Below are 23,336 nucleotides of genomic sequence, written 5' to 3' on the forward strand. Positions count from 1 at the left end.
TGTCGGCATTCTACAGAGGAACGCGAGTGTGTCAACCTGTAAATCAAACAAAAGCGCTTGTGGTTCAATCGGTTAGCTCTCCAAGGCGGGGTCATGAAGCGCTTCGGGCCAGTCAGGCTGAGGCTTTCAGCTCTATCGGAAGGCTGAATTCGATTGAGAAAATAAATTCATCGGGGAAACTTCCTACCACTTGGAAGGAAGAATCAAACTACTGGTGCTATATACAGGGGTGAATGCGATACTGGCCACCCGTTGGTTCACACCCCGTTTATATGACGCAGCGCAAAATCATCCACGTCGACTGTGATTGCTTCTACGCCGCCATCGAGATGCGTGACGACCCGAGCCTGGCGCAAAAGCCCTTGGCTGTGGGCGGCTCGGCGGACCGGCGGGGGGGTATCGCTACCTGCAACTACGAAGCGCGTGCGTATGGAGTTCGTTCTGCGATGTCGTCGCGCCACGCCTTGAAGCTGTGCCCCGACCTGACCATCGTCAAGCCGCGCATGGATGCCTATAAAGAAGCATCGAAGGAAATCCAGACGATCTTTCGCGACTACACCGACTTGATCGAGCCGTTGTCGCTGGATGAAGCCTACCTCGACGTCTCCGACAGCCCGCATTTTGGCGGCAGCGCCACGCGTATTGCCCAGGACATCCGTCGGCGGGTCTCCAACCAGCTGCATATCACCGTGTCTGCCGGGGTGGCGCCGAACAAGTTCCTGGCCAAGATCGCCAGCGACTGGAAGAAACCCAACGGCCTGTTCGTGATTACCCCGGACCAGGTCGAAGACTTTGTCTCGCAGCTGCGGGTCAGCAAGCTGCACGGCGTTGGCAAGGTCACCGCCGATAAGCTCGCGCGCCTGGGCATCGAAGACTGCTTGCAGCTGCGCGAGTGGAACAAACTGGCGCTGGTGCGCGAATTCGGCAGTTTTGGCGAAAGACTCTGGAGCCTGGCCCGTGGGATTGATGACCGCGTGGTGCAAAACGACAGTCGTCGACAGTCCATCAGCGTAGAAAACACCTACGATGTGGACTTGCCGGATCTTTCAAGCTGCCTGGCTAAACTCCCCGAATTGATGGAAACCCTGGCGGGGCGTATGGCGCGCATCGACAGCAGCTACCGGGCGGGCAAGCCGTTCGTCAAAGTGAAGTTTCATGACTTTACCCAGACGACGCTGGAGCAGGCGGGGGCAGGGCGGGATCTGGAGAGTTATCAGCAGTTGCTGACCCAGGCGTTTAATCGCGGGGGGAAACCGGTGCGATTGCTGGGGATTGGGGTGCGGTTGCTGGACTTGAGCGGCGGAAACGAACAGCTCGAGTTCTCCTGGTAGAAACCCGAAACAAATGTGGGAGCTGGCTTGCCTGCGATAGCGGAATGTCAGTCAAGAATGCTTTAACTGATACACCGCTATCGCAGGCAAGCCAGCTCCCACAGTTTGATCTTCACAGGTATTGCGCGATCAGCGTGCGCCAGGATCTGCGACCAACCGCCCCGCATCCTTGGTCAGTGCCTGCACAAACTCCTGCTGCAATTCCGGATCATTGCGGGTCAGCTCGATCAGGCTTTGTTCCAGTTCGCTGGCTTCTTCTTCCAGGCCCAGTTCCGACAGGCGCTTGACGCGGTGCACCCATTGGTTCACTTCGTCATCTTCCAGGTCGTCGTAGATCAGGCCATGGGCTTCCAGCAATTTGCCGCGCAGGGAGTTGCTGACCGCCAGGGTCGAGTCTGTGTGCACATCGTCCTGACCATCTGCCACGCTGATCTTCAAGGTGGTGACACGGTTCAGGTCCTGCTCGGCAAACGGGCTGTCCAACAGGTTCAGGCGCAGGATGCCGTTGCGGTCGGTGGTCAGCTCATGGGTCTGCTTGCCGGCAGTGACTTGTACCGGGCGCTCGCTCCACGGCAGGCTCGAATACTCCAGGCGCTTGTCGCGCTGGACTTCATCGATAGCTGCCAGGTTCTGTTGCGCACGGCCATGGGATTGCACGTTCATGAACGGGTTGATGCCGTCCACGCCATAGCTCAGCCAGTCTCGCGTCACACTCGTGGGCAGGTTGCCGAGGGCGAAGATATTCGCCACGTTGGCACCCACGCCCGCGACCAACGCCACGGCACCCAGCGGCATCTCATAGAGTTTGCGCCAGGGCTGGTAGGGCGTGTAGCGATCGTAACGACGTGTGACTTCGAATTCGGTGACCTCGAAGGTCTTCTGCTCATGAATGCGAACCCGGCGTTGCGGCAGCTCCAGCACTTTGGGTTCGCCTACATCGATCTGCAGGCTGTGATCGAGCAATTTACGCTCGACCCGCTCCTCGTGCTCACTGCGTTGCGACATCTGATTGGCGCAGCCGCTGACCAGCAGGGCGCCGCACAAGGCGGCGCCCCCCAGGGCTTTGGTGTTTCGCTTGAACATGACTTCTCTTGATCTGGTTTTCAGCGACGAATACGCGCCTGAAGGAAAGACAGCACGTCAGCCACCGGCAACGGTTGGGCTTGCGCTTCGGTCCGGCTCTTGTATTCCAGATTGCCATCGGCCAGGCCACGGTCACTGACCACGATCCGGTGCGGGATGCCAATCAGTTCCATGTCGGCGAACTTGATGCCCGGGCTGGTTTTCTTGTCCCGGTCATCGAGCAGCACTTCAAAACCGGCAGCGGTCAGTTCAGCGTACAGCTTGTCGGTGGCTTCGCGTACTTGCTCGGTTTCATAGCGCAACGGCACCAGGGCCACCTGGAACGGCGCCAAAGCGTCACTCCAGATGATGCCTTTCTCGTCGTTGTTCTGCTCGATGGCAGCGGCGACCACGCGGGAAACACCAATGCCGTAGCAGCCCATGTCCAGGGTGATCGGCTTGCCGTTCTCGCCCAGCACTTCGCACTTCATCGCCTTGCTGTACTTGTTGCCCAGTTGGAAGATGTGCCCGACTTCGATGCCGCGCTTGATTTCCAGGGTGCCCTTGCCATCCGGGCTTGGGTCACCGGCTACGACGTTGCGCAGGTCGGCCACGGTCGGAACCGGCAGGTCACGCTCCCAGTTCACGCCGAAGTAGTGCTTGTCGTCGATGTTCGCGCCGATACCGAAGTCGCTCATCAGCTCGACGGAACGGTCGATGATGATCGGCAGCGGCAGGTTCAGCGGGCCTAGGGAACCGGCACCGGCACCAATGGCGTCGCGCAGTTCGGCATCGGTGGCCATGACCAGCGGGCTGGCTACGCCAGGCTGGTTGGCGGCCTTGATTTCGTTGAGCTCGTGGTCGCCACGGATCACCAGGGCGATCAGCTTGCCTTCTTCTTCAGCGCGCACGATCAGGGTCTTGATGGTCTTTTCAATCGGCAGATTGAATTTCTCCACCAGGGCCACGATGGTTTTGGTGTCCGGCGTGTCGACCAGGCGCAGCTCCTCGGTGGGAGCAGGGCGCGAGGTTTCACGTGGTATGGCTTCGGCCTTCTCGATGTTCGCCGCGTAGTCGGAACCGTTGCTGAACACGATATCGTCTTCACCGGATTCGGCCAGCACGTGGAATTCGTGGGAGCCGGCACCGCCGATGGAGCCGTTGTCCGCTTCAACCGGGCGGAACTTCAGGCCCAGGCGCGTGAATACATTGCAGTAGGCCTGGTGCATGCGGTCGTAGGTCGCTTGCAGGGAAGCCTGGTCGGCATGGAACGAATAGGCGTCCTTCATGATGAATTCGCGACCACGCATCAAGCCGAAGCGCGGGCGGATTTCATCGCGGAATTTGGTCTGGATCTGATACAGGTTCAGCGGCAACTGTTTATAGCTGCTCAACTCGTTGCGCATCAGGTCGGTGATGACTTCTTCATGGGTCGGGCCGGCGCAGAAATCGCGGCCATGACGGTCCTTGAAGCGCAGCAACTCAGGGCCGTACTCTTCCCAGCGCCCGGATTCCTGCCACAACTCAGCCGGTTGGGTGCTCGGCATCAACACTTCCAGAGAGCCGGCAGCGTTCATTTCTTCGCGAACGATGGCTTCGACCTTGCGCATCACCTTCAAGCCCATGGGCAACCAGGTGTACAGGCCCGAGGCCAGTTTGCGGATCATGCCGGCGCGCAGCATCAGCTGATGGCTGATCACAACCGCGTCGGAAGGCGTTTCTTTCTGTGTGGCGAGCAAATATTGACTGGTACGCATGGTAGGCCGTTGTCGGTTGCTTGGACTTGAAATGACTTGGGATTGTACGGGCGGTTGCTGCTGGAGTACAGGCGTGAGGTGGTGGGGCGTATCTGTCGTAACCGTCGCTTGTGTGGGAGCTGGCTTGCCTGCGATAGCGGCGTTGGGTTCACCATCGCTATCGCAGGCAAGCCAGCTCCCACATTGACCGAGTCGTATCAGTCTTCCTGTGGTGGATTAAGCCGGGCGCGCCGGTTCTCCTGGAACCAGTGCAATGCAATCAGGAGCAGCGTCGGCACCCCCAGCAAGCAGGTGATCATAAAGAAGTTGTGATAACCGAACTTCTCCACCATCACCCCCGAATACCCGCCGATCAGGCGTGGCAGCAACAGCATGATCGAGCTGAGCAACGCATATTGGGTTGCGGAGAACTTGAGGTTGGTCAGGCTCGACAGATACGCCACGAACGCCGAGGTGGCCATGCCCGAACTGAAGTTGTCCAGGGAAATGGTGACGATCAGCATCTGCAGGTCGGGGCCCATGTCGGCGAGCATCACGAACAAAAGGTTGGTGCCGGCCGAGGCCACGCCACCGATGAACAGGATCGGCAGGATCCCGAACCGCACAATCAACAGGCCGCCCATGCCGGCGCCGAGCAGGGTCATGATCAAGCCGAAGATCTTGCTCACTCCGGCGATCTGGTCCTTGGTGAAACCCTGGTCGATATAGAACACGTTGGCCATCACGCCCATCACCGTGTCGGACATGCGATACGTGGCAATCAGCCCGAGCAGCAGCAGCGCCTGCCAGCGATAGCGCAGGATAAAGTCGTTGACCGGCGTCAGCACCGGCGCCAGGCCCCGGCGGCCCATGGCCGAAAGGCACAGGGTGGTGAGGATGATATAAAGGATGGCGCGCAGGAACGCGCGGTCTTCCATCAGCAGTTCCCACAGGCTCACGCCCTGGAACAGCACGCTGGCGAAGTCGGTGTTGTACAGCTGGGTGAACATCGCCGGCACCGAGACCAACAGCACGATCAGCACAAACACCGACACCAACTGGTGCATGAAACTGTAGCGGCCGGCCTGCAACTGGGTGCGCAGTGGTACATCAGGTTCACGCATGAGGAAGGTGGTGAGCAACGCCGGCACCATCAACACGCCGAACAGCACATAGGTGCCGGTCCAGGCCGAGTGTTTATAGTTGAAGCCGGTGGAGCCAAAGCCTTCGGCAAAGAACAGCGCGCCGGCGGTGGCCAGCAGGGCAGCGATGCGGTAGCCGGACATGTAGCTCGCGGCCAGGGCGGCCTGGCGGCTGTCGTCGGCGATTTCCAGGCGGTAGGCATCCACGGCGATATCTTGGGTGGCCGACGCGAAGGCGACGATCACCGCGATGGCGATCAACCAGGACAGGTGTTTTTGCGGGTCACAAAAACCCATGCCGATCAATCCGAGGATCACCAGCGATTGGGCCAGCACCAGCCAGGAGCGACGACGCCCCAGTTTACCGAGCAACGGCAAGCGCCATTGATCGAGCAGCGGCGACCAGACCCATTTAAAGGCGTAGGCCAGGCCGATCAGGCTTGCATAGCCAATGGTCTCGCGGGCCACACCGGCTTCACGCAGCCACACTGAAAGCGTCGAGAACACCAACATGTAAGGCATGCCGGCGGCGAAGCCGAGCAACAACAGCACTAATGTCGAGGGGCTGGCATAGGCGGCGAGCGCGGCGCGCCAGGTTTTACGGGGCATGGGCTGGAGTCTGCCTCAGGTTTGCGGAAACAAAGCGCGCACTCTAACCGCTGTGCTCTACCGGACGCCAGCCATGGCGCTGAATATCAACACGATTGTTCAAGATAGTGACGCCTTCGCTACGCAAACGCGCACGTTGTTCGTCGCCTGAGGCGCTGCCCGCCGGCAGACTTATCCGACCACCGGCGCCCAACACCCGATGCCAGGGTAATCGGGTGTCTTCGGGCAACTGGCTCAGGGTGCGCCCGACCCATCGGGCGGCACGGCCCAGACCCGCCAGGTGAGCCAGCTCGCCGTAGCTCACCACACAGCCTTCGGGCACTTGCGACAAGGTCAGGTACAGCGCGGTACGCCGCATTTCGGCGGGGCTTTGCGGCGTATCGGCAGGTGGCTTCACTATGGGGATATCCGTTGAGATCGTCGCGGTTTTGTCAGAAACGTCTGTAAACATGACGATGAGCATTGAACTCAATATAAATCCTTGAGTCAGTTCTAGCCATGTAACACTATAACGCCCCTATTTTTTGCCACCCCTGAGCCCCGTATCTGCTTATGTTGTCCAGAACCCTGTTGTGCCTTGCTGTTTTCAGTGCTTCCACACCCTTGCTCGCCGATACCGTCTGGTTGAAAAACGGCGACCGGCTGACCGGCAAGATCAAAGTCTTCGACGGTGGCAAACTGCTGATCCAAACCACCTACGCGGGCTCGATCCCGGTGGACTGGAAGCAGGTCAAGACCCTGGAGAGCGATCAGGAGTTGCTGGTCAAGCAGGACGCCTACAGCGGCGAAAAGGCCAAGTCGTTGCAGGCGTCGGATGACGGCAAGGTGGTGCTGGCCAATGGCGAGGTACCCAAGACGGTCGACCTGGCAAGCATCCAACAGATCATGAAGCCCAAGCCAGTGATCGAAGACCTGGTGTGGAAGGGCAACGTCGACCTGGCGCTGGACTACAAGCGTGCCGACAAAGACACCAACGACTACGACATCGACTTCAAGACCTCGGCCCGTCACGGCCAATGGCGTCATACGGGCAAGGGCGAATACAACCGCGAGTTCCAGGACGACATTACCACCACCGATAACTGGGCGCTGGAGTACAACCTGGACCGCTTCATCACCGAGCACTGGTTCTGGCAGGGTCGCCTGACCTACAAGCGCGACAAGGTCGAAGACCTGGCCCGTCAGCGCGTTGTCGGTACCGGCCCGGGCTATCAGTTCTGGGACGATGAACTGGGCGCGTTCTCCCTCGGTTCGCTGGTTAACCGCACCGACTATGAATACGCCGACGGCGGCAAGGACAACTTCTATTCCCTGGCCATGAAGTGGAACTACAACCGCTACCTGGTGGGCAAGACTGTCGAGTTCTTTACCAATGGCGAATTGGGCAAACCCCTTGCCGGGCCGTCCGAGTATTCCCTGGATGCGGAAATGGGCCTGCGCTACAAGGTTACCGAGTGGGCCTCGCTCAACTTGAAGGCCGAGCGCAACGAGGTCAGCGGCAGTTCCGAGAGCAGCCTGAGCAAGACTCGCTACACCGCAGGCTTTGGTGTGGCCTGGTAAAAGCTGCGTCGGCCACTCTGGCAACCTGCGCGGATATTGATTACCTTGTTTTGAGATCCATTCCCATATGCCATGGGCGGCGGAACACCCGAGGAGTCATACGTTGAGCGCGCACGTTGCCAAGAACGCCCGAGAGCTGTTGCTCAAGGAATACCGTGGGGCTTTGGCCACACAGTCAAAAGCCATGCCCGGTTTTCCCTTCGGCTCGGTCGTGCCCTACTGCCTTGATGAGCAGGGCCGCCCGCTGATCCTGATCAGCCGCATCGCCCAGCACACCCATAACCTGCAAAAAGACCCCAAGTGCTCATTGCTGGTGGGTGAGCGCGAGGCTGATGATGTGCAGGCCGTGGGGCGTCTGACCTACCTGGCCGAGGCCGAGAAACTGGAAGACGGCGCAGCCATTGAAGCGGCCGCCGAGCGTTACTACCGCTACTTCCCCGATTCGGCCAACTACCACAAGGCCCACGATTTCGATTTCTGGGTGCTCAAGCCGGTGCGCCACCGTTATATCGGTGGGTTTGGCGCGATTCACTGGGTCGACCAGTTGACCCTGGCCAATCCGTTTGCAGGCAAGGCCGAGCGCAGCATGATCGAGCACATGAACAGCGATCACACCAAGGCCATCGCCCATTACGTCGACCTCAGCGGTTTGCCGACTGGCGAGCCTGCGCAGTTGGCCGGCATCGACAGCGAAGGCATGCACCTGCGTATTGGCCAAAGCTTGCATTGGTTGCCTTTCGAGACGCCTTGCAACACACCGACACAAGTACGCGAGGCCCTGGTTTCATTGGCTCACGCCGCGGTGTGGCCGAAAAAAACCACTGCCGACGCTTGAATTCACACAATGGCGACGTCATCTAAGGTGAACTGGCAAGGCATTCTTGCGTTGAGGAACCATTTGATGCGCCCTTTTTTATTGCTCTTTCTGCTGTTCCCGGTGTTGGAGCTGTTCGTATTCGTCAAAGTCAGCGGTGCGATCGGGTTTTTCCCGGCGCTGCTGCTGATCATCGCAGGCTCCATGCTCGGCGTCCTGGTGCTGCGCGTGGCCGGCCTGGCCACGGCGTTGCGTGCCCGTGAAAGCCTGAACCGCGGCGAACTGCCGGCCCAGACCATGCTTGAGGGCCTGATGATGGCCCTGGCCGGTGGCCTGCTGATCCTGCCGGGCTTTATCAGCGACGTGCTCGGCCTGGTCCTGCTGCTGCCGTTTACCCGCAAACTGCTGGCCGGCAAGATGCGCCAGCGCGCCGAAGAAGCGGCGATTCGCCAACGCGCGTTTGCCGACGACCTGCAACCCCGTGGCGGCCCGGCCCCGCGTCAACCGCTGGGGCGTGAAGGCGACGTGATCGAAGGCGAGTTCGAACACCGCGACAACAAATAACTGCTTCACTGGCACGGCACCTTCGGGTGCCGTGTTGCATTGGCCCGGGGAGCGATCTGAGAAAAAATTTCCTCCCGGCCCCCTTGTAATAAGCGTATGCGCCCTTATGTAACGGTCACCGCAAGGTTTCTGGTGGTGACATCAGACAGACTTCCGCGTCTCGCCCAGCGAGCCGCGACCGGCACCGCCGGAATTTAACCCGCCGGAATTGATACCGGCCGATGAAAAACACAATTAGGAGAGATCGACAATGAAGCTTCGTCCTCTGCACGACCGCGTCGTAATCCGTCGCAGCGAAGAAGAAAAGAAAACCGCTGGCGGGATCGTTCTGCCAGGTTCGGCTGCTGAAAAAGCCAACCACGGTGTGATCGTCGCTGCTGGCCCAGGCAAGACCCTGGAGAACGGTGATGTACGCGCACTGGCCGTGAAAGTGGGTGACAAGGTTGTTTTCGGCCCTTACTCCGGCAGCAACACTGTGAAAGTAGACGGCGAAGACCTGCTGGTCATGGCTGAGAACGAAATTCTCGCCGTACTGGAAGACTGATTTCCTCGCTCATTTTCCCGTTACTACAAAGTATTTAAGGAATATCGATCATGGCTGCTAAAGAAGTTAAATTCGGCGACTCCGCCCGCAAGAAAATGCTCACCGGTGTCAACGTCCTGGCTGACGCAGTAAAAGCGACCCTGGGCCCGAAAGGCCGTAACGTGATCATCGAGAAGAGCTTCGGCGCTCCGACCATCACCAAGGACGGCGTTTCCGTCGCCAAAGAAATCGAACTGGAAGACCGTTTCGAGAACATGGGCGCGCAGCTGGTCAAAGACGTTGCCTCCCGTGCCAACGACGACGCAGGCGACGGCACCACCACCGCTACCGTACTGGCTCAGGCGATCGTCAACGAGGGCTACAAGGCCGTCGCTGCCGGCATGAACCCTATGGACCTCAAGCGTGGTATCGACAAGGCGACCATCGCCATCGTTGCCGAGCTGAAAAACCTGTCCAAGCCATGCGCCGACACCAAGGCCATCGCTCAGGTCGGCACCATCTCCGCCAACTCCGACAGCTCCATCGGTGACATCATTGCCGAAGCCATGGAAAAAGTCGGTAAAGAAGGCGTGATCACCGTTGAAGAAGGCTCGGGCCTGGAAAACGAACTGTCGGTTGTAGAAGGCATGCAGTTCGACCGTGGCTACCTGTCTCCGTACTTCGTCAACAAGCCAGAGACCATGGTTGCCGAGCTGGACAACCCGCTGATCCTGCTGGTTGACAAGAAGATCTCCAACATTCGCGAAATGCTGCCAGTACTGGAAGCCGTTGCCAAAGCCGGCCGCCCATTGCTGATCGTTTCCGAAGACGTTGAAGGCGAAGCCCTGGCGACCCTGGTTGTGAACAACATGCGTGGCATCGTCAAGGTTGCAGCCGTCAAGGCTCCAGGCTTCGGCGACCGTCGCAAGGCCATGCTGCAGGACATCGCCGTATTGACTGGCGGTACCGTTATCTCCGAAGAGATCGGCCTGAGCCTGGAAAGCGCCACCCTGGAAAACCTGGGTAGCGCCAAGCGCGTGACCATCTCCAAGGAAAACACCATCATCGTTGACGGTGCTGGCGTTGAAGGCGACATCGAGTCCCGTATCGCGCAGATCCGTGCCCAGGTTGCCGAAACCTCCTCGGACTACGACCGTGAAAAACTGCAAGAGCGTCTGGCCAAGCTGTCCGGCGGCGTTGCAGTGATCAAGGTTGGCGCTGGCTCCGAAGTTGAAATGAAAGAGAAGAAGGCCCGCGTTGAAGACGCCCTGCACGCAACCCGTGCAGCCGTTGAAGAAGGCGTGGTACCTGGCGGTGGCGTTGCGCTGATCCGTGCTCTGGAAGCCCTGACCAACCTGACCGGCGACAATGCCGACCAGAACGTTGGTATCGCTGTGCTGCGTCGTGCCGTTGAAGCACCGCTGCGCCAGATCGCTGCCAACTCCGGCGACGAGCCAAGCGTTGTGGTCAACGAAGTCAAGAACGGCAAAGGTAACTACGGTTACAACGCTGCGACTGGCGTCTATGGCGACATGATCGAAATGGGCATCCTGGACCCTACCAAGGTGACCCGTTCCGCGCTGCAAGCGGCAGCCTCCATCGGTGGCCTGATCCTGACTACCGAAGCTGCCATCGCTGACAAGCCGAAGGCTGAAGGCGCAGCTGGCGGCGGTATGCCAGATATGGGCGGCATGGGTGGCATGGGCGGCATGATGTAAGCCAGCCTTACCCGGCGCTATAAAAAGCCCCGCCTGCAGTGATGCAGGCGGGGCTTTTTTTTGAGCGGCTGTATCTACTCAACTTCGGTAGGACACTGGACCTGTGGCGAGGGAGCTTGCTCCCGATGGCGGCCTGCCAGCCGACACAGTTATACCGAGTACATATCCATTCCTGCGGTAATGGCCACTTAGGGTTCCGCCCTGACGGCGGCTCACTTTGCAAAAGCCGGGATGCCGGCCCAGGCCAAAGTAAGCAACGCTCTTGCCCCACCACTCGGCACTTCGCCCAGGCTCGGTGTGCCCGTAATCCGCCAGGGATTTGGGGGGCCGCCGCCACGCGCCATCCATGGCGCGGGGCGGCTAAACCGGCATCCCTGCCGGTTTACCCCCCAAATCCATGTCGGATTCCGGCCAGCGTGGTTTAACGGGGCGCCTGAGATCAAAAGCAGATCAAGATCAAGAGCGGCTCGCTTCGCATCGTGGTTACCGTTGTCTTTCGCAGGCAAGCCCGCTCCTACACGGAATCTTCGTTGCGTTTCGCTTAACTGATCGGCATTACGGCTTGCCGTGAAGGCCGGTACAGCAACAAGCAATACAAACCCAGGCAAATCAGCCAGCAAAAAATCGCTGTCCACACGTTGTGGGAAAAAAAGTGTGCCCCTTGCAGCATACGGCTGACTGAGAAGACGCTGCCCAGGCTGACGGCAAAAATGAACGCGTTGCGCGCCAGCCGTGGTCGCCGATCCCTCAGCGCGAAGAACCAGGCGAACAAGGCAAACCCGGTGGCTGCATGTCCGCCGGGCCAGCAGCGACCTGGTTTATCGGTAGGCGGGCGCGGGCTGAGCAGTTCGCTGTAGGTTTCCTGGCCGCCGAATTCCTTGAGGCTCCAGGGGCATTGCACGGCGGTGATGGTTTTCAACGGCGCCACGAAGGCCGTCGCCAATCCCAGCGACAGCACCAGGCACACCAGTTCGCGGCGGTACGGCTTGAGTCGTTGCAGAATGAAGCTGCCGACCAGCCCCAGAATCGCCAACACCGAAAACAGGATCACCAGTTGCTTGGCCCGATCATGCAGGATGTCTTCAAGGAAGAAGCTATAGCGGCCGATGAAGCCGTCAGCCTCCGCGCTGTAGAAGCGCCTGGCCAGGTCCATGTCCAATGAGGTCAGTTCCAGCAACAGCAAGACCACTGCGGCGCCGGCAGGCAGGCCCAGGCACAGCCAGAAATTGAGCGGTTTGGAAACCGGTAAAGAAGAGGAGGATTTCATCACGAACCTTGGTGAGAAAGCCCCGTGCTCACCTGCACGGGGCTTTTTGATTAGCGTTTGCTTAAGACTGGAGCTTCTTCCTTGGGCGCTTTCCAGCTCAGCAGTTGCTGTTTGTAGTCGTAGCTGGCGGCCTGATAATAGGTAATTGCCCGCTGGATCAATGGGTCATCGCTACCGACGCGCAACTCCTGGCTTTCTCCAAGAGCCTGGTCATGGCGACGCAGGCCTTGGCGCGGGCTGAGGATTGCCAGGTCCTTGCCGTCAAACAAGCCCAGATGCTGGTAGTTGCCCACCACGACCCGCGGTGGCAGCGGGTTGTCTTGCAACAGATTACGGCCGAAGAACGTCGACTCGTAGCTGAGGTTGATCAGGCCCAGCAAGGTCGGCGCAAGGTCGATCTGGCTGGCCAGTTGCGCGGACTCCCGTGCGTCGATCAGCTTGGGCGCATAGATAAACAACGGGATCTGGTAGTTGGTGATCGGCAGGTCTTCCTTGCCTGCGCTGCCGGCCGTGTGGTCGGCGACGAACACAAAAATGGTGTTGTCGAACCAGGGTTTCTGGCGTGCAGCTTCAAGGAACTGGTTGATGGCGTAGTCGGTGTATTTCACTGCACCATCGCGACCCTTGCCGGATTTGATATCGATGCGCCCATCCGGGTAGGTATAGGGGCGATGGTTGGAAGTCGTCATCAGTTGCAGCAAGAACGGCTGTTGCTTGGCGTAGTCGGCGTCGGCCAGTTTAAGCGTCTGTTTGAACAGGTCTTCGTCGGCCATGCCCCAGGCATTTTTGAACGAGATTTCTGACTCGGGCACGCTGCTTTGGTCCACGACCCGATACCCGTTGCCGCTGAAAAACGCGTTCATATTGTCGAAGTAACCGCGACCGCCGTAGACAAACACGCTGTCGTAACCGATGGCCGTGAGTTGTTGGCCGAGGCTCGCGAACCCGCTTTCACGACCGATGCGCTTGACGATCGAGCGGCCTGGCGTGGGTGGGATCGCCAGGGTAATGGCTTCCAGGCCCCGGTCGGTTCGTGTCCCGGTGGCATAGAAGTTATTGAAGTACAGGCTTTGTTTGCGCAACGCATCCAGGTTGGGCGTGAGGTTGCGTTGATCGCCGTTGCTGCCCATGTACTTGGCGCTGAAGCTTTCGATGGTGACCAGCACGATGTTGGGCTTGCGCAGTGTGCCCGGGTTGGTGATGGCGCGGCGAATATCCAGCGGGTCCGGGTCGATAAAGCGCGCATTGGGCTCGCTGAGTTCGGCGCGCAGTTGCCGGGCGACCACGTCAGTGGGCAGGCTCTGATAGAACTGGGTGTAGTCCAATTCGTTATTGCGGAACGCAGCGAAGAATTGATAAGGGCCGTTGCTGGCCAGTTCGTTCTTGTAAGCGTTACCGCCCTGGGTACGCGGGCTGTCCTGGCTGATCAGTTGCAGGCTGAGGCCGGCGACCACCAACAGGCCCAGGGCATTGACCAAACGGCCACGCAGTGTCGGCAACGGTGCCGCCATGGCGGCATTGAAGGGTTTACGCAGGGCCAGGCTCATGAGGATCGCCAGCATTGCCAGCAGGCTCAGCAGCTTGCCGATCGGGTAAGACTCCAGCAGGTTGTTCAGCACCTCATCGGAATACACCAGATAGTCGACCGCAATAAAGTTGAAGCGCACCCCAAACTCATCCCAGAACAGCCATTCGGCCACCGAGGTGAACAGCATGGCGAACAGGCTGATTGTCAGCAGCGCCTGCAAGAACCAGCGGTGGCCGCGGCGGCGCCACAGTGCGGGTGGGCAGAGCAGCAAATACAAGCCCAGCGGCAAGGCCGCATAGGCGAGGAAGCCCAGGTCGTAGACCAGACCCACGCCAAACACCGGCAGCAAGTTGCCGCCCACTTCATTCAGGTGAGTCACGAGCAACACGCTGCGAGTAAGCAGGAAAACCAATAACCAGGCAGCGGTTATCAACAGCAAATAGCGCATTGGCGCTGTTTTGAGAAAGCCCATGTCCAGGTTCCTTAGATCGATGGGCGCGATCTTCACCCTGACACTGTGGTCTGTTTGTGAAGCTATAGTGAAAAACTCGTTTGTCCCTGTAATCAGTTGAAAACCCTCATCAGTGGGCCTTTCAGCTCTATCCCTGAGCCCCGCTTGGCCTTAAGCTGCGCGAGCCAACACGGCTGTTACCGCGTACGGAGACACTGCCCATGCGAATTTTATTGGTTGAAGACAACCGCGATATTCTGGCCAACCTGGCCGATTACCTGGGGCTCAAAGGCTACACAGTGGACTGTGCGCAGGACGGCTTGTCGGGCCTGCACCTTGCGGCCACCGAGCATTACGACCTGATCGTGCTCGATATCATGCTGCCTGGCATCGATGGCTACACCCTGTGCAAACGCCTGCGCGAAGACGCACGGCGCGATACGCCGGTGATCATGCTCACCGCACGCGATCAACTGGATGACCGCCTGCAAGGCTTCAAGTCCGGGGCTGATGATTACCTGCTCAAGCCATTTGCCTTGTCGGAACTGGCCGCGCGGATCGAGGCGGTGTTGCGGCGTGCCCAGGGTGGTGGCCGCCGCGCCCTGCAGGTGGGTGACCTGAGCTACGATCTCGATACCTTGGAAGTCACCCGCGAAGGGCGCCTGCTCAAGCTCAACCCCGTCGGCCTGAAACTGCTGGCAGTGCTGATGCAGAAGAGCCCGCACGTGCTACGCCGGGAAATTCTCGAAGAAGCCCTGTGGGGCGATGACTGCCCGGACAGCGACAGCCTGCGCAGCCACGTTCACCAATTGCGCCAGGTGATCGATAAGCCCTTTGCCAAGCCGTTGCTGCAAACGGTGCACGGTGTGGGTTATCGCTTGGCCGAGGGCCGTGATGGAGTTTAGACAAAGCCTTGCCCAACGGATCATCATCGCCTTTGCCTTGATGAGTGCGTTGGTGGCGGGGGCCTTCGCCATGGGGATCGTTGCGACGGTGCACCTGGTGGAAGAGAAGCTGATCTCGGCGGGCCTGGGCGGTGACCTGCAACGCCTGCTGTTGATGGACAGCATGGAAGACTGGCGACATCGGCCGGAGCCGGACCAGCTGTTTTACTTCAGCGGCGGGCAAGGCGATTTCGAGTTGCCCAAGGATCTTCGGCATCTGGACCCGGGCTTCCACGAAGTATTTCGCGAGTCTCTGTCGTACCACGCCATGGTCGAGGTGATCGACGGTCGGCGTTATGTGCTGTTGCAGGATCAAAGCGATTTTGAAGAGCGCGAGCGCGTGCTGTTTGCCGTGGTGCTGGTGGGGTTCGTGCTCAGCCTGGCGCTGGCGGTGTTCCTCGGCTGGGTGCTGGCCCGCAAGGTGATGGCGCCGGTAGTGCGCCTGGCTCGCCAGGTGCGGCATCGTGACCAGTTATTAGGGCTGGCGCCGCCCTTGGCACCGGATTATGCAGCCGATGAAGTGGGCGAGCTGGCGGTGGCGTTCGATGCCACGCTGGGTCGCCTGCGGCAGGCGTTGTCCCGTGAGCAGTTGTTTACCAGCGATGTAAGCCATGAGTTGCGCACGCCCTTGATGGTGTTGGCCAGCTCCTGTGAGCTGCTGCTGGAAAACCCCGCCATCGATCAACGCGGCCGTAATCAGGTCCAGCGAATCGCGCGGGCCTGTGAGGAAATGCGTGAACTGGTGCAGACCTTCCTGATGCTGGCCCGCGCCAAGCACGATGATGCTGTCATGTCGGCTCAGGTCAACCTGACGCAGGTCGCCGAAGATTTGCTTGGGATCTGGCGTGGGCCCATCGAGCAAAAAGGCCTTGAGTTGATCTACTGCCCTGGCAATCCTCTGGATACTCGCTACAACACTACGTTCCTGCACGCAGTGATGGGTAACCTGTTGCGCAATGCACTGCATTACACCGAGCAAGGGTTTATCCGCCTCACGCTGGAGCCGAGTGGTTTTGTGGTGGAGGACTCTGGCGTGGGCATTCCTGAAGACAAGCGCGAAGCGATGTTCGAGCCTTTTGTGCGCGGCAGCGAGAACCGTGGCGAGGGGCTGGGGCTTGGTCTGTCGCTGGTGCAACGGATCTGCGAGAGCCAGGGCTGGAGCGTGAGCCTGACGACGATGGAGCCCAATGGCTGCCGTTTTCATGTGGAGCTGAGTCAGGTCAAAAGCTGACCGTTCAGTCTGTCGTTTTGCGGATGCAGACTGCCTGCTTTTCAGCGAAGATGGCCCGATGCTACTGAATGTTTCTGTAAAGTCTTGAAATGTATGCAGTTGGACAGGACAAGATTTTCACAATGAGTTGACCTGTTGATTACGTTTAACTGCTTAAGGTTGCAGGCATCAGTTACCGGAGACGTACGATGCCTTCCCCAATCAAGTTGGAATTTTCCGAAAAGTACGACGATCAACACGCGCAACAATATTTGCTCAAACATCAGGACAATCTGGCTCGCCGGTTGTCCCACAAACGCGACGAGCAACTGGCGCGTGGTGCACTGGCCATGGCCGGTGAGCCGGGCCTGGTGCTGGACCTGCCTTGTGGCGCTGGACGTTTCTGGCCGTTGCTGGCCGAAAAACCCAACCGTGTGATTATCGGGGCTGACAATTCGGCGTCGATGTTGAAGATCGCCACCACCGCGCAACCGGCGGAGGTGGTGAAACGGGTACGCCCTTTGCAGACATCTGCCTTTGATATCGATTTGCCAGATAACTCCGTCGACAGTATTTTCTGCATGCGCTTGATGCACCACATCGGTGAAGCGGAGCACAGGCTGACAATACTGCGTGAGTTTCAGCGAGTTACCCGTGACAGCGTGATTATTTCGCTGTGGGTGGACGGCAATTTCAAGGCCTGGAAGCGCAAGCGCAGCGAAGTACGTCGTCGCAAAAGAGGTGAGCAGGAAGGTTACCAAAACCGGTTTGTGTTACCGGCTGCTACTGTCGAGGCAGAATTCGAGCAGGCCGGTTTCCGTGTTCAGGAGTCCCTGGACTTCATACCGCTCTACGCCATGTGGCGAGTGTATGTATTGCGCAAGAGGTAACAGATGGCAGTTGAGTGCGTAGCAGGCAGTCATGTAGCTCCCGAGGAGCGGTTTGATTATTTCTGGCGCCAGAAGGGTGAGTGGGTCGAAGAACCCAATCGCCGGCGTGGCGGTGAAAGTGGTGTGCAGCGAGTGGTCAGCCCTAATGGGCGTTTGCTGTATTGCAAGCGTCAGACCGGGCACATCTACCGCAGTTGGTTGCATCCATTCGGGCGTCCGACCGTGCTGCGTGAGCGTGATGCCTTGAAGGGCCTGCGTTTGCTGGATGTGCGCGTGCCGGAGTTGGTGTTTTGCGAGGCGCGACGCGACCCGGAGCATCAATGGAAAGCCCTGTTGGTGACCGCGTCATTGGACGGGTTCGACGAGATCGAAAACTGGTACGCCGCCGGTGGCCGTGAGCAGTACGGCGAGGCGGTCCACGAGCGTTTGCTCCAGGAGTTGGCCGGCACCCTGGCCCGTATGCACAAGGGTCGCTGGCAGCACGGTTGCTTGTATATCAAGCACATTTTCGTGCGGGTAACCGGTGAGCCTGATGCGGCGATTGTGGAAGTGGCCCTGCTGGACTTTGAAAAATGTCGCCAGCGTTTGACCGCTTATCGGGCCGCGTCCCATGACATGCTGCAATTGCGCCGCCATTCGTCGTGGAACGATACCGACTGGAAAAAACTCAGCTACTTTTACGAGACGGCGTTTGGCAGCGCTATCAAGGGTTTAACCAGATGAAGCTAGAAATAGCACGAGGTTTGTTTTTGGTCGGGGCGTTGGGCATTTCAGCCCTTGCCCTGGCAGCGTGGGAACAACCTCGCACACAAGTGCTGAGTGCGGTAGACGGTGGCGGGCAATGCCTGCTGCCGCGGATTGCCAAGGCAAGTGTGGCGGCCAGGCCTGATCATGATTTGCTGCTATTCATGTTCGGGATGTCTCAAGCAATGAGGCCGCAAAGTTGAAACGAGTAAAACTCCTGGAAAGGGCCTTGCGATGCGAGGCCCTTTTTTTACGCCTGACGCTTTAACGGTAGGAGCAAGCTCGCTCCTGCAGAGGGGCAATTTTCAGATCAGGTGCAGGTGGTTATCCCAAAACCCCGCCGGTAATTCCAATGGCTTGGCCATCAGTCGTTCCTGACGACAATCATAGAAGCGGCAACGTCCCTGTCCCGACGTAACCACAAACCCGTCCGCCACTGCACCCACACCGGCGCAGTCGGGCAACGGCCCATCCAGGCGCAGCTCGGCGCTGTCCATATCCCAGATGAAGAAACGATTGCCACGCGGCGCCGTGAGCGCTACCAGGCGCAGTTCGCTGTGCACCGCCACGCTGGCGGTGTAGTGCCCCATCGCTTGCAGTTGCTCATCGGCTACCGGGAACGCCATAAAAGGCTGGCCCGGGCGCTTGATTGCGAGCAACTCGGAACGCTCCTGGGACGGCCCCATGAACTGCTGCCCGGTGAGGATGGTGCCATCGCTGGCGATCCCCATATGGCGCACGCTGTTCATTTGCTGGCCCAACGTTTCCTTGCTGATCAAGGTGCCATCGCGCTGCATCAGCACCAGGCTCGGTTCCATGGCGCTGAGGTTCATCTCCACGCGGCTTTCGGCTTCGGTGCGAATGCCGCCGTTGGCCACCACCAGGGTTTCGCCGTCGGGCATCCAGGAGACCTGGTGCGGGCCGATGCCGTGGGTGGAAATCTCGCCGCTGTGTACCAGCCGCTCGCCTTCGAACTTATACACACCCAACAACCCACGACCGGGATCTGAGGTGTCGTTCTCGGTGGCGTACAGCCAGTCGCCGCTCTTGTGGATCACCGCATGGCCGTAAAAGTGCCGGTTGGCGTTTGAGGTGATGGTTTGCAGCAGCGTGCCATCGCGCAGGTCGATCAGGTAGCTCTCGGTGCCCGGACGACGGGCGACGAACAACGCAATTGGCAGTGTGGGGTGGTTGATGATGTCGTGACAGCGCTGGCCGACCTGGGTGGCAAAGACGGGCTTGCCGTCCAGGCGATAGCCGACAGCGTAGTGCTTGCCGTCGGCATCATCGCGTGCCGAGAGCAGCAGCGGTCCCTTGTCTTTGCCTTTGAACAGCGTCCAGCCGCCCAACGTGAGGGCGCTGAGCAGCACGCTACCCAGCGCCAAAGCCTGTCGCCTGAGCATCATCAGTCACCGTCGTTGGCGTTGAAGCCCAGTTGGACGCCCAACGCTTTGGCCAGCTCGCCCTCGTGAAGGCGATGGACCACATTGAGGCTGTCGTAGATATCGTTGAGTTGCTGGCGCCCGGCGTCATCATTCAACAGTTCGTTGAGGGAGCGCTGGTTGCTGGCGAACAGTTTCAGGGACGCAGCATAGGCGGCATCGATCTTCTCGGCCAACGGCTTCTGATCGCTCGGCAGCAGGCTGCGCAGGCCTTTGTTGTCGACACCGACCCATACGGTCTGGGCGGCGGCGAGGCTGGCCTCCAGGCTTTGCAGGGAGGACTGGCTGCGCCATGCATCGGCCTGGAAGGGTTGCGGGATGCCCTTGGTCTGGCGGCCCATCGGCGTGCCGAGTTTTTTCTTCAGGGTGTCCAGTGCGGTTACTTGCACGCGCAGCAGATCGGCAATGGCTTCGTGGGAATCAGCGTAGCGCTGGTTCGGAAACTTGGTCATCTGCGCGAGCATACCGTCGGTGCTGTTCCAACTGGCGAGGATCTCTTCAGCCAGGGCCTTCTGACGCTCGCCGATGGCCATCAGCAGCGGGCAGTAGCGGGCTTTCTGGGTTTCGTCGGCAACGTCGGGCTTGGCGTCGTAGAGGATGTATTCATAGGCCGACAGGCCCTGCACCACCACGCTCGATTTGGCCAGGGCGGCCGCATCGATCTGCGGCTGGGCGCTGACCAGTTGCTCGACCTGGCGACCTACCAGGTTCTTCTTGTCCGGCCAGAACTGCACCTGCCAGGCGCGGTTGCCTTCGGCCAGTGGGCCGATCAGCAACGGTTGCAACTCGGCCCAGGCTTTTTGGGCGTGCAGGAAGTCGGCGCGGGCAGTGTCCAGGCTTTCCTTGCCCTGGCAGTAGGCCAGGGCGCTTACGGCCAACTGGCGGTCGGCTTCAACCCAGCGGCTGTAGGTCGGCAGGATCACCTGCTTGGCGATAGCCGCCGAGGTCACCGCTTGCGGGTCCTGGGGCGAGCACGCGCCCAGGGCAAGGGCGGCGAGGCTGGTGAACAACAACTTGGGACGAAACATGTCGAGCTCCCTTCTGTGAGTGGGGCGAAGCTTATAAAGAATTCAGGAACGCCAGCAATGCGGCCCGCTGTTCGGCGTTAAATGACAACACATGTTGCTGTGCCGCTTGTGCTTGCCCGCCGTGCCACAGCACGGCCTCAAGCAGGTTGCGGGCGCGGCCGTCATGCAAGAACTGGGTGTGACCACTGACGGTTTGCGTCAGGCCAATGCCCCACAGCGGCGGGGTGCGCCACTCACGGCCAGTGGCGTTGAATTCGGTACGGTTGTCGGCCAGGCCTTCGCCCATATCGTGCAACAACAGGTCGCTGTAGGGGCGTATCACCTGATTGGCCAGCTCGGGTTCGGCGGCGTTGGCGGCCGTGGTGAATGTCGGCTTGTGACAGCCCTGGCAACCGGCCTCGTAGAACAGGTTCTTGCCGGCCAACACTTGAGGCGTGTTGACGTCTCGGCGTGCAGGCACCGCGAGGTTGCGGGTGTAAAACAGTACCAGGCGCAGGATGTTGTCGCTGACTTCCGGCTCGCCGTCAGGGCCATTGCCGTTTGGCGCCTGCTTGCACGCCACTTGGGCGTCGGTGCAGTCATCAAAGGGTCTCAGGGATGTCGTGAGACCCATATCACCCGAAAACGCGTGAACATTTTGTTGGTTGAGGTTGGGTTGCCCGGCTTTCCAGCCAAAACGCCCAAGTACGGTTTTATGCTGGGCGTCATCCCAGACCCAATTGACGCGGCCGACGATTGCGTCTTTGTCGGCGGTCTTGGGGTCGGTGTTGCGCAGGATATCGGCGTCGCTGATTGCTTCGAGCAGGCCCAGGCCGATCATCGGCGGCGCGATGCGTGCCGAGAAGCGTGTGTCGGGGTGCATCGGGCCGTAGCCGAGCTGGGTAATTTTCAGGTCGGGTTTGCGCAGTTCGACGACGGTGCCGTCCTTGAAGCTGACCTGGACAGGGCTGTAGTCGACCCGCACCTTGCCTTCCGGAGCGACGCCCGGCACGGACATGTCCTGCAACTGCCCGCCATACACCGGCTCGGGCACCACGCCGAGCTGTTCGATCAGCTTGGCGTAGGGCGGTGCATCTGAAATGGAGAGGCGTACCAGCATCGACACCGCATTCGGCGCATCAGGCAGCGGCGGGTGGCCACGGCCGTCCTTGATATGGCAGTTCTGGCAGGCGTTGGTATTGAACAGCGGGCCCAGGCCATCCCGTGCCGTGGTGGTGGCCGGCGCGATCACCCAGGGGTTGCGAAAGAAGCTGTTACCGACGCTGAAATCCAGGCGACGGCTGGGTGCCAGGTTGGCCGAGGGCAGGGAAAAGGCGTTCTGGTCGCGCTTGTTTACCGTTGTCGCGCCACCGGATCGCGATTCACCCGGCTCGGCCTTGGTGAAGCGAGGGGCGTCGTCGCAAGCAGTCAGGCATAGAGCCAGCAACGCTGCAGACAGGTAGGAAAGCGAACGGAACATCGAGATTCCTGGACGAGGGGGCAAAATCTGGTCGCAAAGTCTAACAGGGCCGGGCGGTTTGAATAAGAGCAATTATCGTTTGGTGGCATCGCGATTCTTTCCCGCTAGAATGACCACACATTTTTTTTGGAGGTGGCCAATGCAGGCTCTCGACGCTTTGCTCAACCGTGTTTCCGTGCCGCGTTTACTCGACCCGGTACCGACCCAGGAGCAGCGCGACCTGTTGTTCGCTGCCGCCATGCGGGCGCCCGATCACGGTCAATTGCGCCCTTGGCGTTTCCTCACCGTAGAAGGCGCAGCCCGTGAGCAAATGGGCACGCTGTTGGCCGAGGCCGCCCGGCTGCAGGATGCCGATGCACCGCAAGCCGTCATCGACAAGGCGCAGAACGGCCCGCTGCGTGCGCCGTTGGTAGTTGTGGTGATTGCGCGTTTGCAGGAGCACTTCAAAGTGCCCAAGTCCGAGCAATTGCTGGCGGCGGCCTGTGCGGCCCACGGCATCCTGCTGGCGGCGTATGCCCAGGGGATTGGTGCGGTGTGGCGGACCGGGGAGTTGTCCTACTCGGCCCATGTGGCCAAAGGCTTGGGGCTGACGGCGGGTGAAGAAGTGATTGGCTTCCTTTACCTGGGCACGCCGCAGAACCCGCCGCGTACGGCGCCGAAGGAAGACCTGACGCCGTTTGTCCAGGCCTGGAGCGGACGCTAAGCGGTGTGCGGTCAAAATGTGGGAGGGGGCTTGACAGCTAACTAGGATGTTGGGGGGGGCGAGTACATATCCATTGCTGCGGTAACGGCCACTTAGGGTTCCGCTCTTACAGCGGCTCACTTTTGGAAGGACCGGAATGCCGGCCCAGCCAAAAGTAAGCAAAAGGTCCTCGCCCCACCACTCGGCACCTCGCCTAGGCTCGGTGTGCCCGAACGAAGGCTTGAATCCGTGGGCCGCCGCAATGGGCCATCCCTGGCCCAGTGCGGCTAACCCGGCGTCCTGCCGGGTTACCCACGGATTCAAGCCTGCGTTCGGCCAGCGTGGTTTAACGGGGCGCTTGAGATCAAAAGCAAGATCAAGAGCGGCTCGCTTCGCATCGTAGATACGCTGGCGGTGCTTCTGCTTTTCTGTAGGAGCGAGCTTGCTCGCGAAAAACCTGAGGGCGCCGCGCTCATTCTGATTTCCCCCGTCATCGTTAACGACCTTCGCGAGCAAGCCCGCTCCCACAGGGGTACGCGCACGCTTCAACGATCAGGTCGGCTATAAGGCCGCCTCGCTGTGCTTTTGATCTTGATCTTAGGCGCCCCGTTAAACCACGCTGGCCGGAATTC

The 23,336-nt window shown here is 59.8% G+C and carries 21 protein-coding genes and 1 pseudogene; 12 read left to right on the forward strand and 10 right to left on the reverse strand.

Annotated elements, in window-relative coordinates; genetic code table 11:
- Positions 1-272: 272 nt before the first annotated feature.
- Positions 273-1,331: a DNA polymerase IV gene (dinB, locus tag E4O98_RS27090; protein WP_248130156.1), complete on the forward strand. Its 1,059-nt coding sequence runs from the start codon at positions 273-275 to the stop codon at positions 1,329-1,331.
- 129 nt (positions 1,332-1,460) lie between these two features.
- Here the strand turns inward: dinB and E4O98_RS27095 are convergent, their stop codons facing one another.
- The 4 genes from E4O98_RS27095 to E4O98_RS27110 form a co-directional block, all read right to left on the reverse strand.
- The gene (locus E4O98_RS27095) at positions 1,461-2,414 is read right to left on the reverse strand and encodes a hypothetical protein (RefSeq protein ID WP_005791056.1); all 954 of its coding nucleotides are present in this window, start codon (positions 2,412-2,414) and stop codon (positions 1,461-1,463) included.
- A gap of 20 nt (positions 2,415-2,434) precedes the next feature.
- Positions 2,435-4,150 carry a proline--tRNA ligase gene (locus E4O98_RS27100; protein WP_148852651.1) on the reverse strand — a complete coding sequence of 572 codons (1,716 nt, stop codon included), beginning with the start codon at positions 4,148-4,150 and terminating at the stop codon, positions 2,435-2,437.
- Positions 4,151-4,347: 197 nt separating this feature from the next.
- Entirely contained in the window at positions 4,348-5,880 is a 1,533-nt protein-coding gene (locus E4O98_RS27105) for an AmpG family muropeptide MFS transporter (RefSeq protein WP_005791052.1), read from the reverse strand.
- A 43-nt stretch (positions 5,881-5,923) separates the two neighbouring features.
- The gene (locus tag E4O98_RS27110) at positions 5,924-6,238 is read right to left on the reverse strand and encodes an MGMT family protein (RefSeq protein ID WP_050549437.1); all 315 of its coding nucleotides are present in this window, start codon (positions 6,236-6,238) and stop codon (positions 5,924-5,926) included.
- 194 nt (positions 6,239-6,432) lie between these two features.
- Between E4O98_RS27110 and E4O98_RS27115 the strand changes: the two genes are divergently transcribed.
- From E4O98_RS27115 to groL, 5 genes are all read left to right on the forward strand, one after another.
- On the forward strand, positions 6,433-7,440 hold the full coding sequence (locus tag E4O98_RS27115) for a DUF481 domain-containing protein (protein ID WP_248136744.1): 1,008 nt from the start codon (positions 6,433-6,435) through the stop codon (positions 7,438-7,440).
- 103 nt (positions 7,441-7,543) lie between these two features.
- Entirely contained in the window at positions 7,544-8,275 is a 732-nt protein-coding gene (locus E4O98_RS27120) for a HugZ family protein (RefSeq protein ID WP_148852649.1), read from the forward strand.
- Between the two features lie 66 nt (positions 8,276-8,341).
- Positions 8,342-8,818 carry an FxsA family protein gene (locus E4O98_RS27125; protein ID WP_032879654.1) on the forward strand — a complete coding sequence of 159 codons (477 nt, stop codon included), beginning with the start codon at positions 8,342-8,344 and terminating at the stop codon, positions 8,816-8,818.
- A 250-nt stretch (positions 8,819-9,068) separates the two neighbouring features.
- On the forward strand, positions 9,069-9,362 hold the full coding sequence (locus E4O98_RS27130) for a co-chaperone GroES (RefSeq protein ID WP_003193940.1): 294 nt from the start codon (positions 9,069-9,071) through the stop codon (positions 9,360-9,362).
- A 50-nt stretch (positions 9,363-9,412) separates the two neighbouring features.
- The gene (groL, locus tag E4O98_RS27135) at positions 9,413-11,059 is read left to right on the forward strand and encodes a chaperonin GroEL (protein WP_005791041.1); all 1,647 of its coding nucleotides are present in this window, start codon (positions 9,413-9,415) and stop codon (positions 11,057-11,059) included.
- A gap of 541 nt (positions 11,060-11,600) precedes the next feature.
- Here groL and E4O98_RS27140 read toward each other — a convergent pair.
- Together E4O98_RS27140 and E4O98_RS27145 are read right to left on the reverse strand one after the other, a co-directional pair.
- Positions 11,601-12,326, reverse strand: a complete 726-nt coding sequence (locus E4O98_RS27140; RefSeq protein ID WP_248136746.1) for a phosphatase PAP2 family protein — start codon at positions 12,324-12,326, stop codon at positions 11,601-11,603.
- Between the two features lie 50 nt (positions 12,327-12,376).
- Entirely contained in the window at positions 12,377-14,326 is a 1,950-nt protein-coding gene (locus E4O98_RS27145; RefSeq protein WP_032879656.1) for an LTA synthase family protein, read from the reverse strand.
- Between the two features lie 200 nt (positions 14,327-14,526).
- Between E4O98_RS27145 and colR the strand changes: the two genes are divergently transcribed.
- The 5 genes from colR to E4O98_RS27170 all read left to right on the forward strand — a co-directional run bounded on the left by colR (position 14,527) and on the right by E4O98_RS27170 (position 18,296).
- Positions 14,527-15,210: a two-component system response regulator ColR gene (gene colR, locus E4O98_RS27150; protein WP_003175870.1), complete on the forward strand. Its 684-nt coding sequence runs from the start codon at positions 14,527-14,529 to the stop codon at positions 15,208-15,210.
- Complete coding sequence (locus E4O98_RS27155) at positions 15,200-16,480, forward strand: HAMP domain-containing sensor histidine kinase (RefSeq protein ID WP_005791031.1); 1,281 nt, start codon at positions 15,200-15,202, stop codon at positions 16,478-16,480. The genes colR and E4O98_RS27155 overlap by 11 nt, the downstream gene beginning before the upstream one ends.
- Before the next feature lie 188 nt (positions 16,481-16,668).
- Positions 16,669-17,349, forward strand: coding sequence for a class I SAM-dependent methyltransferase (locus tag E4O98_RS27160; RefSeq protein ID WP_005791029.1), 681 nt, complete (start codon positions 16,669-16,671; stop codon positions 17,347-17,349).
- 3 nt (positions 17,350-17,352) lie between these two features.
- Positions 17,353-18,072: a lipopolysaccharide kinase InaA family protein gene (locus E4O98_RS27165; protein ID WP_005791027.1), complete on the forward strand. Its 720-nt coding sequence runs from the start codon at positions 17,353-17,355 to the stop codon at positions 18,070-18,072.
- A complete protein-coding gene (locus E4O98_RS27170; protein ID WP_005791025.1) occupies positions 18,069-18,296 on the forward strand; it encodes a hypothetical protein in 228 nt (75 codons plus the stop codon). The genes E4O98_RS27165 and E4O98_RS27170 overlap by 4 nt, the downstream gene beginning before the upstream one ends.
- Positions 18,297-18,398: 102 nt before the next feature.
- On the opposite strand, the gene E4O98_RS27175 is transcribed toward E4O98_RS27170, so the two are convergent.
- The 3 genes from E4O98_RS27175 to E4O98_RS27185 are packed head-to-tail and all read right to left on the reverse strand — an operon-like array spanning position 18,399 to position 22,022.
- Positions 18,399-19,496, reverse strand: coding sequence for a DUF1513 domain-containing protein (locus E4O98_RS27175; RefSeq protein WP_248136806.1), 1,098 nt, complete (start codon positions 19,494-19,496; stop codon positions 18,399-18,401).
- 2 nt (positions 19,497-19,498) lie between these two features.
- Entirely contained in the window at positions 19,499-20,563 is a 1,065-nt protein-coding gene (locus E4O98_RS27180) for an imelysin family protein (RefSeq protein WP_248136748.1), read from the reverse strand.
- A 31-nt stretch (positions 20,564-20,594) separates the two neighbouring features.
- A complete protein-coding gene (locus E4O98_RS27185) occupies positions 20,595-22,022 on the reverse strand; it encodes a di-heme oxidoredictase family protein (protein ID WP_248136750.1) in 1,428 nt (475 codons plus the stop codon).
- Between the two features lie 139 nt (positions 22,023-22,161).
- Here E4O98_RS27185 and E4O98_RS27190 point away from each other — a divergent pair, with 139 nt between their 5' ends.
- The gene (locus tag E4O98_RS27190) at positions 22,162-22,725 is read left to right on the forward strand and encodes a nitroreductase family protein (protein WP_248136752.1); all 564 of its coding nucleotides are present in this window, start codon (positions 22,162-22,164) and stop codon (positions 22,723-22,725) included.
- A gap of 408 nt (positions 22,726-23,133) precedes the next feature.
- Here the strand turns inward: E4O98_RS27190 and E4O98_RS27725 are convergent.
- Positions 23,134-23,253 (reverse strand): annotated as a pseudogene (locus E4O98_RS27725) (outer membrane lipoprotein carrier protein LolA); the annotation flags it as partial.
- Positions 23,254-23,336 lie beyond the last annotated feature (83 nt).

It is taken from the genome of Pseudomonas sp. W2Jun17, from assembly GCF_023127795.1.
Taxonomy (GTDB): domain Bacteria; phylum Pseudomonadota; class Gammaproteobacteria; order Pseudomonadales; family Pseudomonadaceae; genus Aquipseudomonas; species Aquipseudomonas synxantha_A.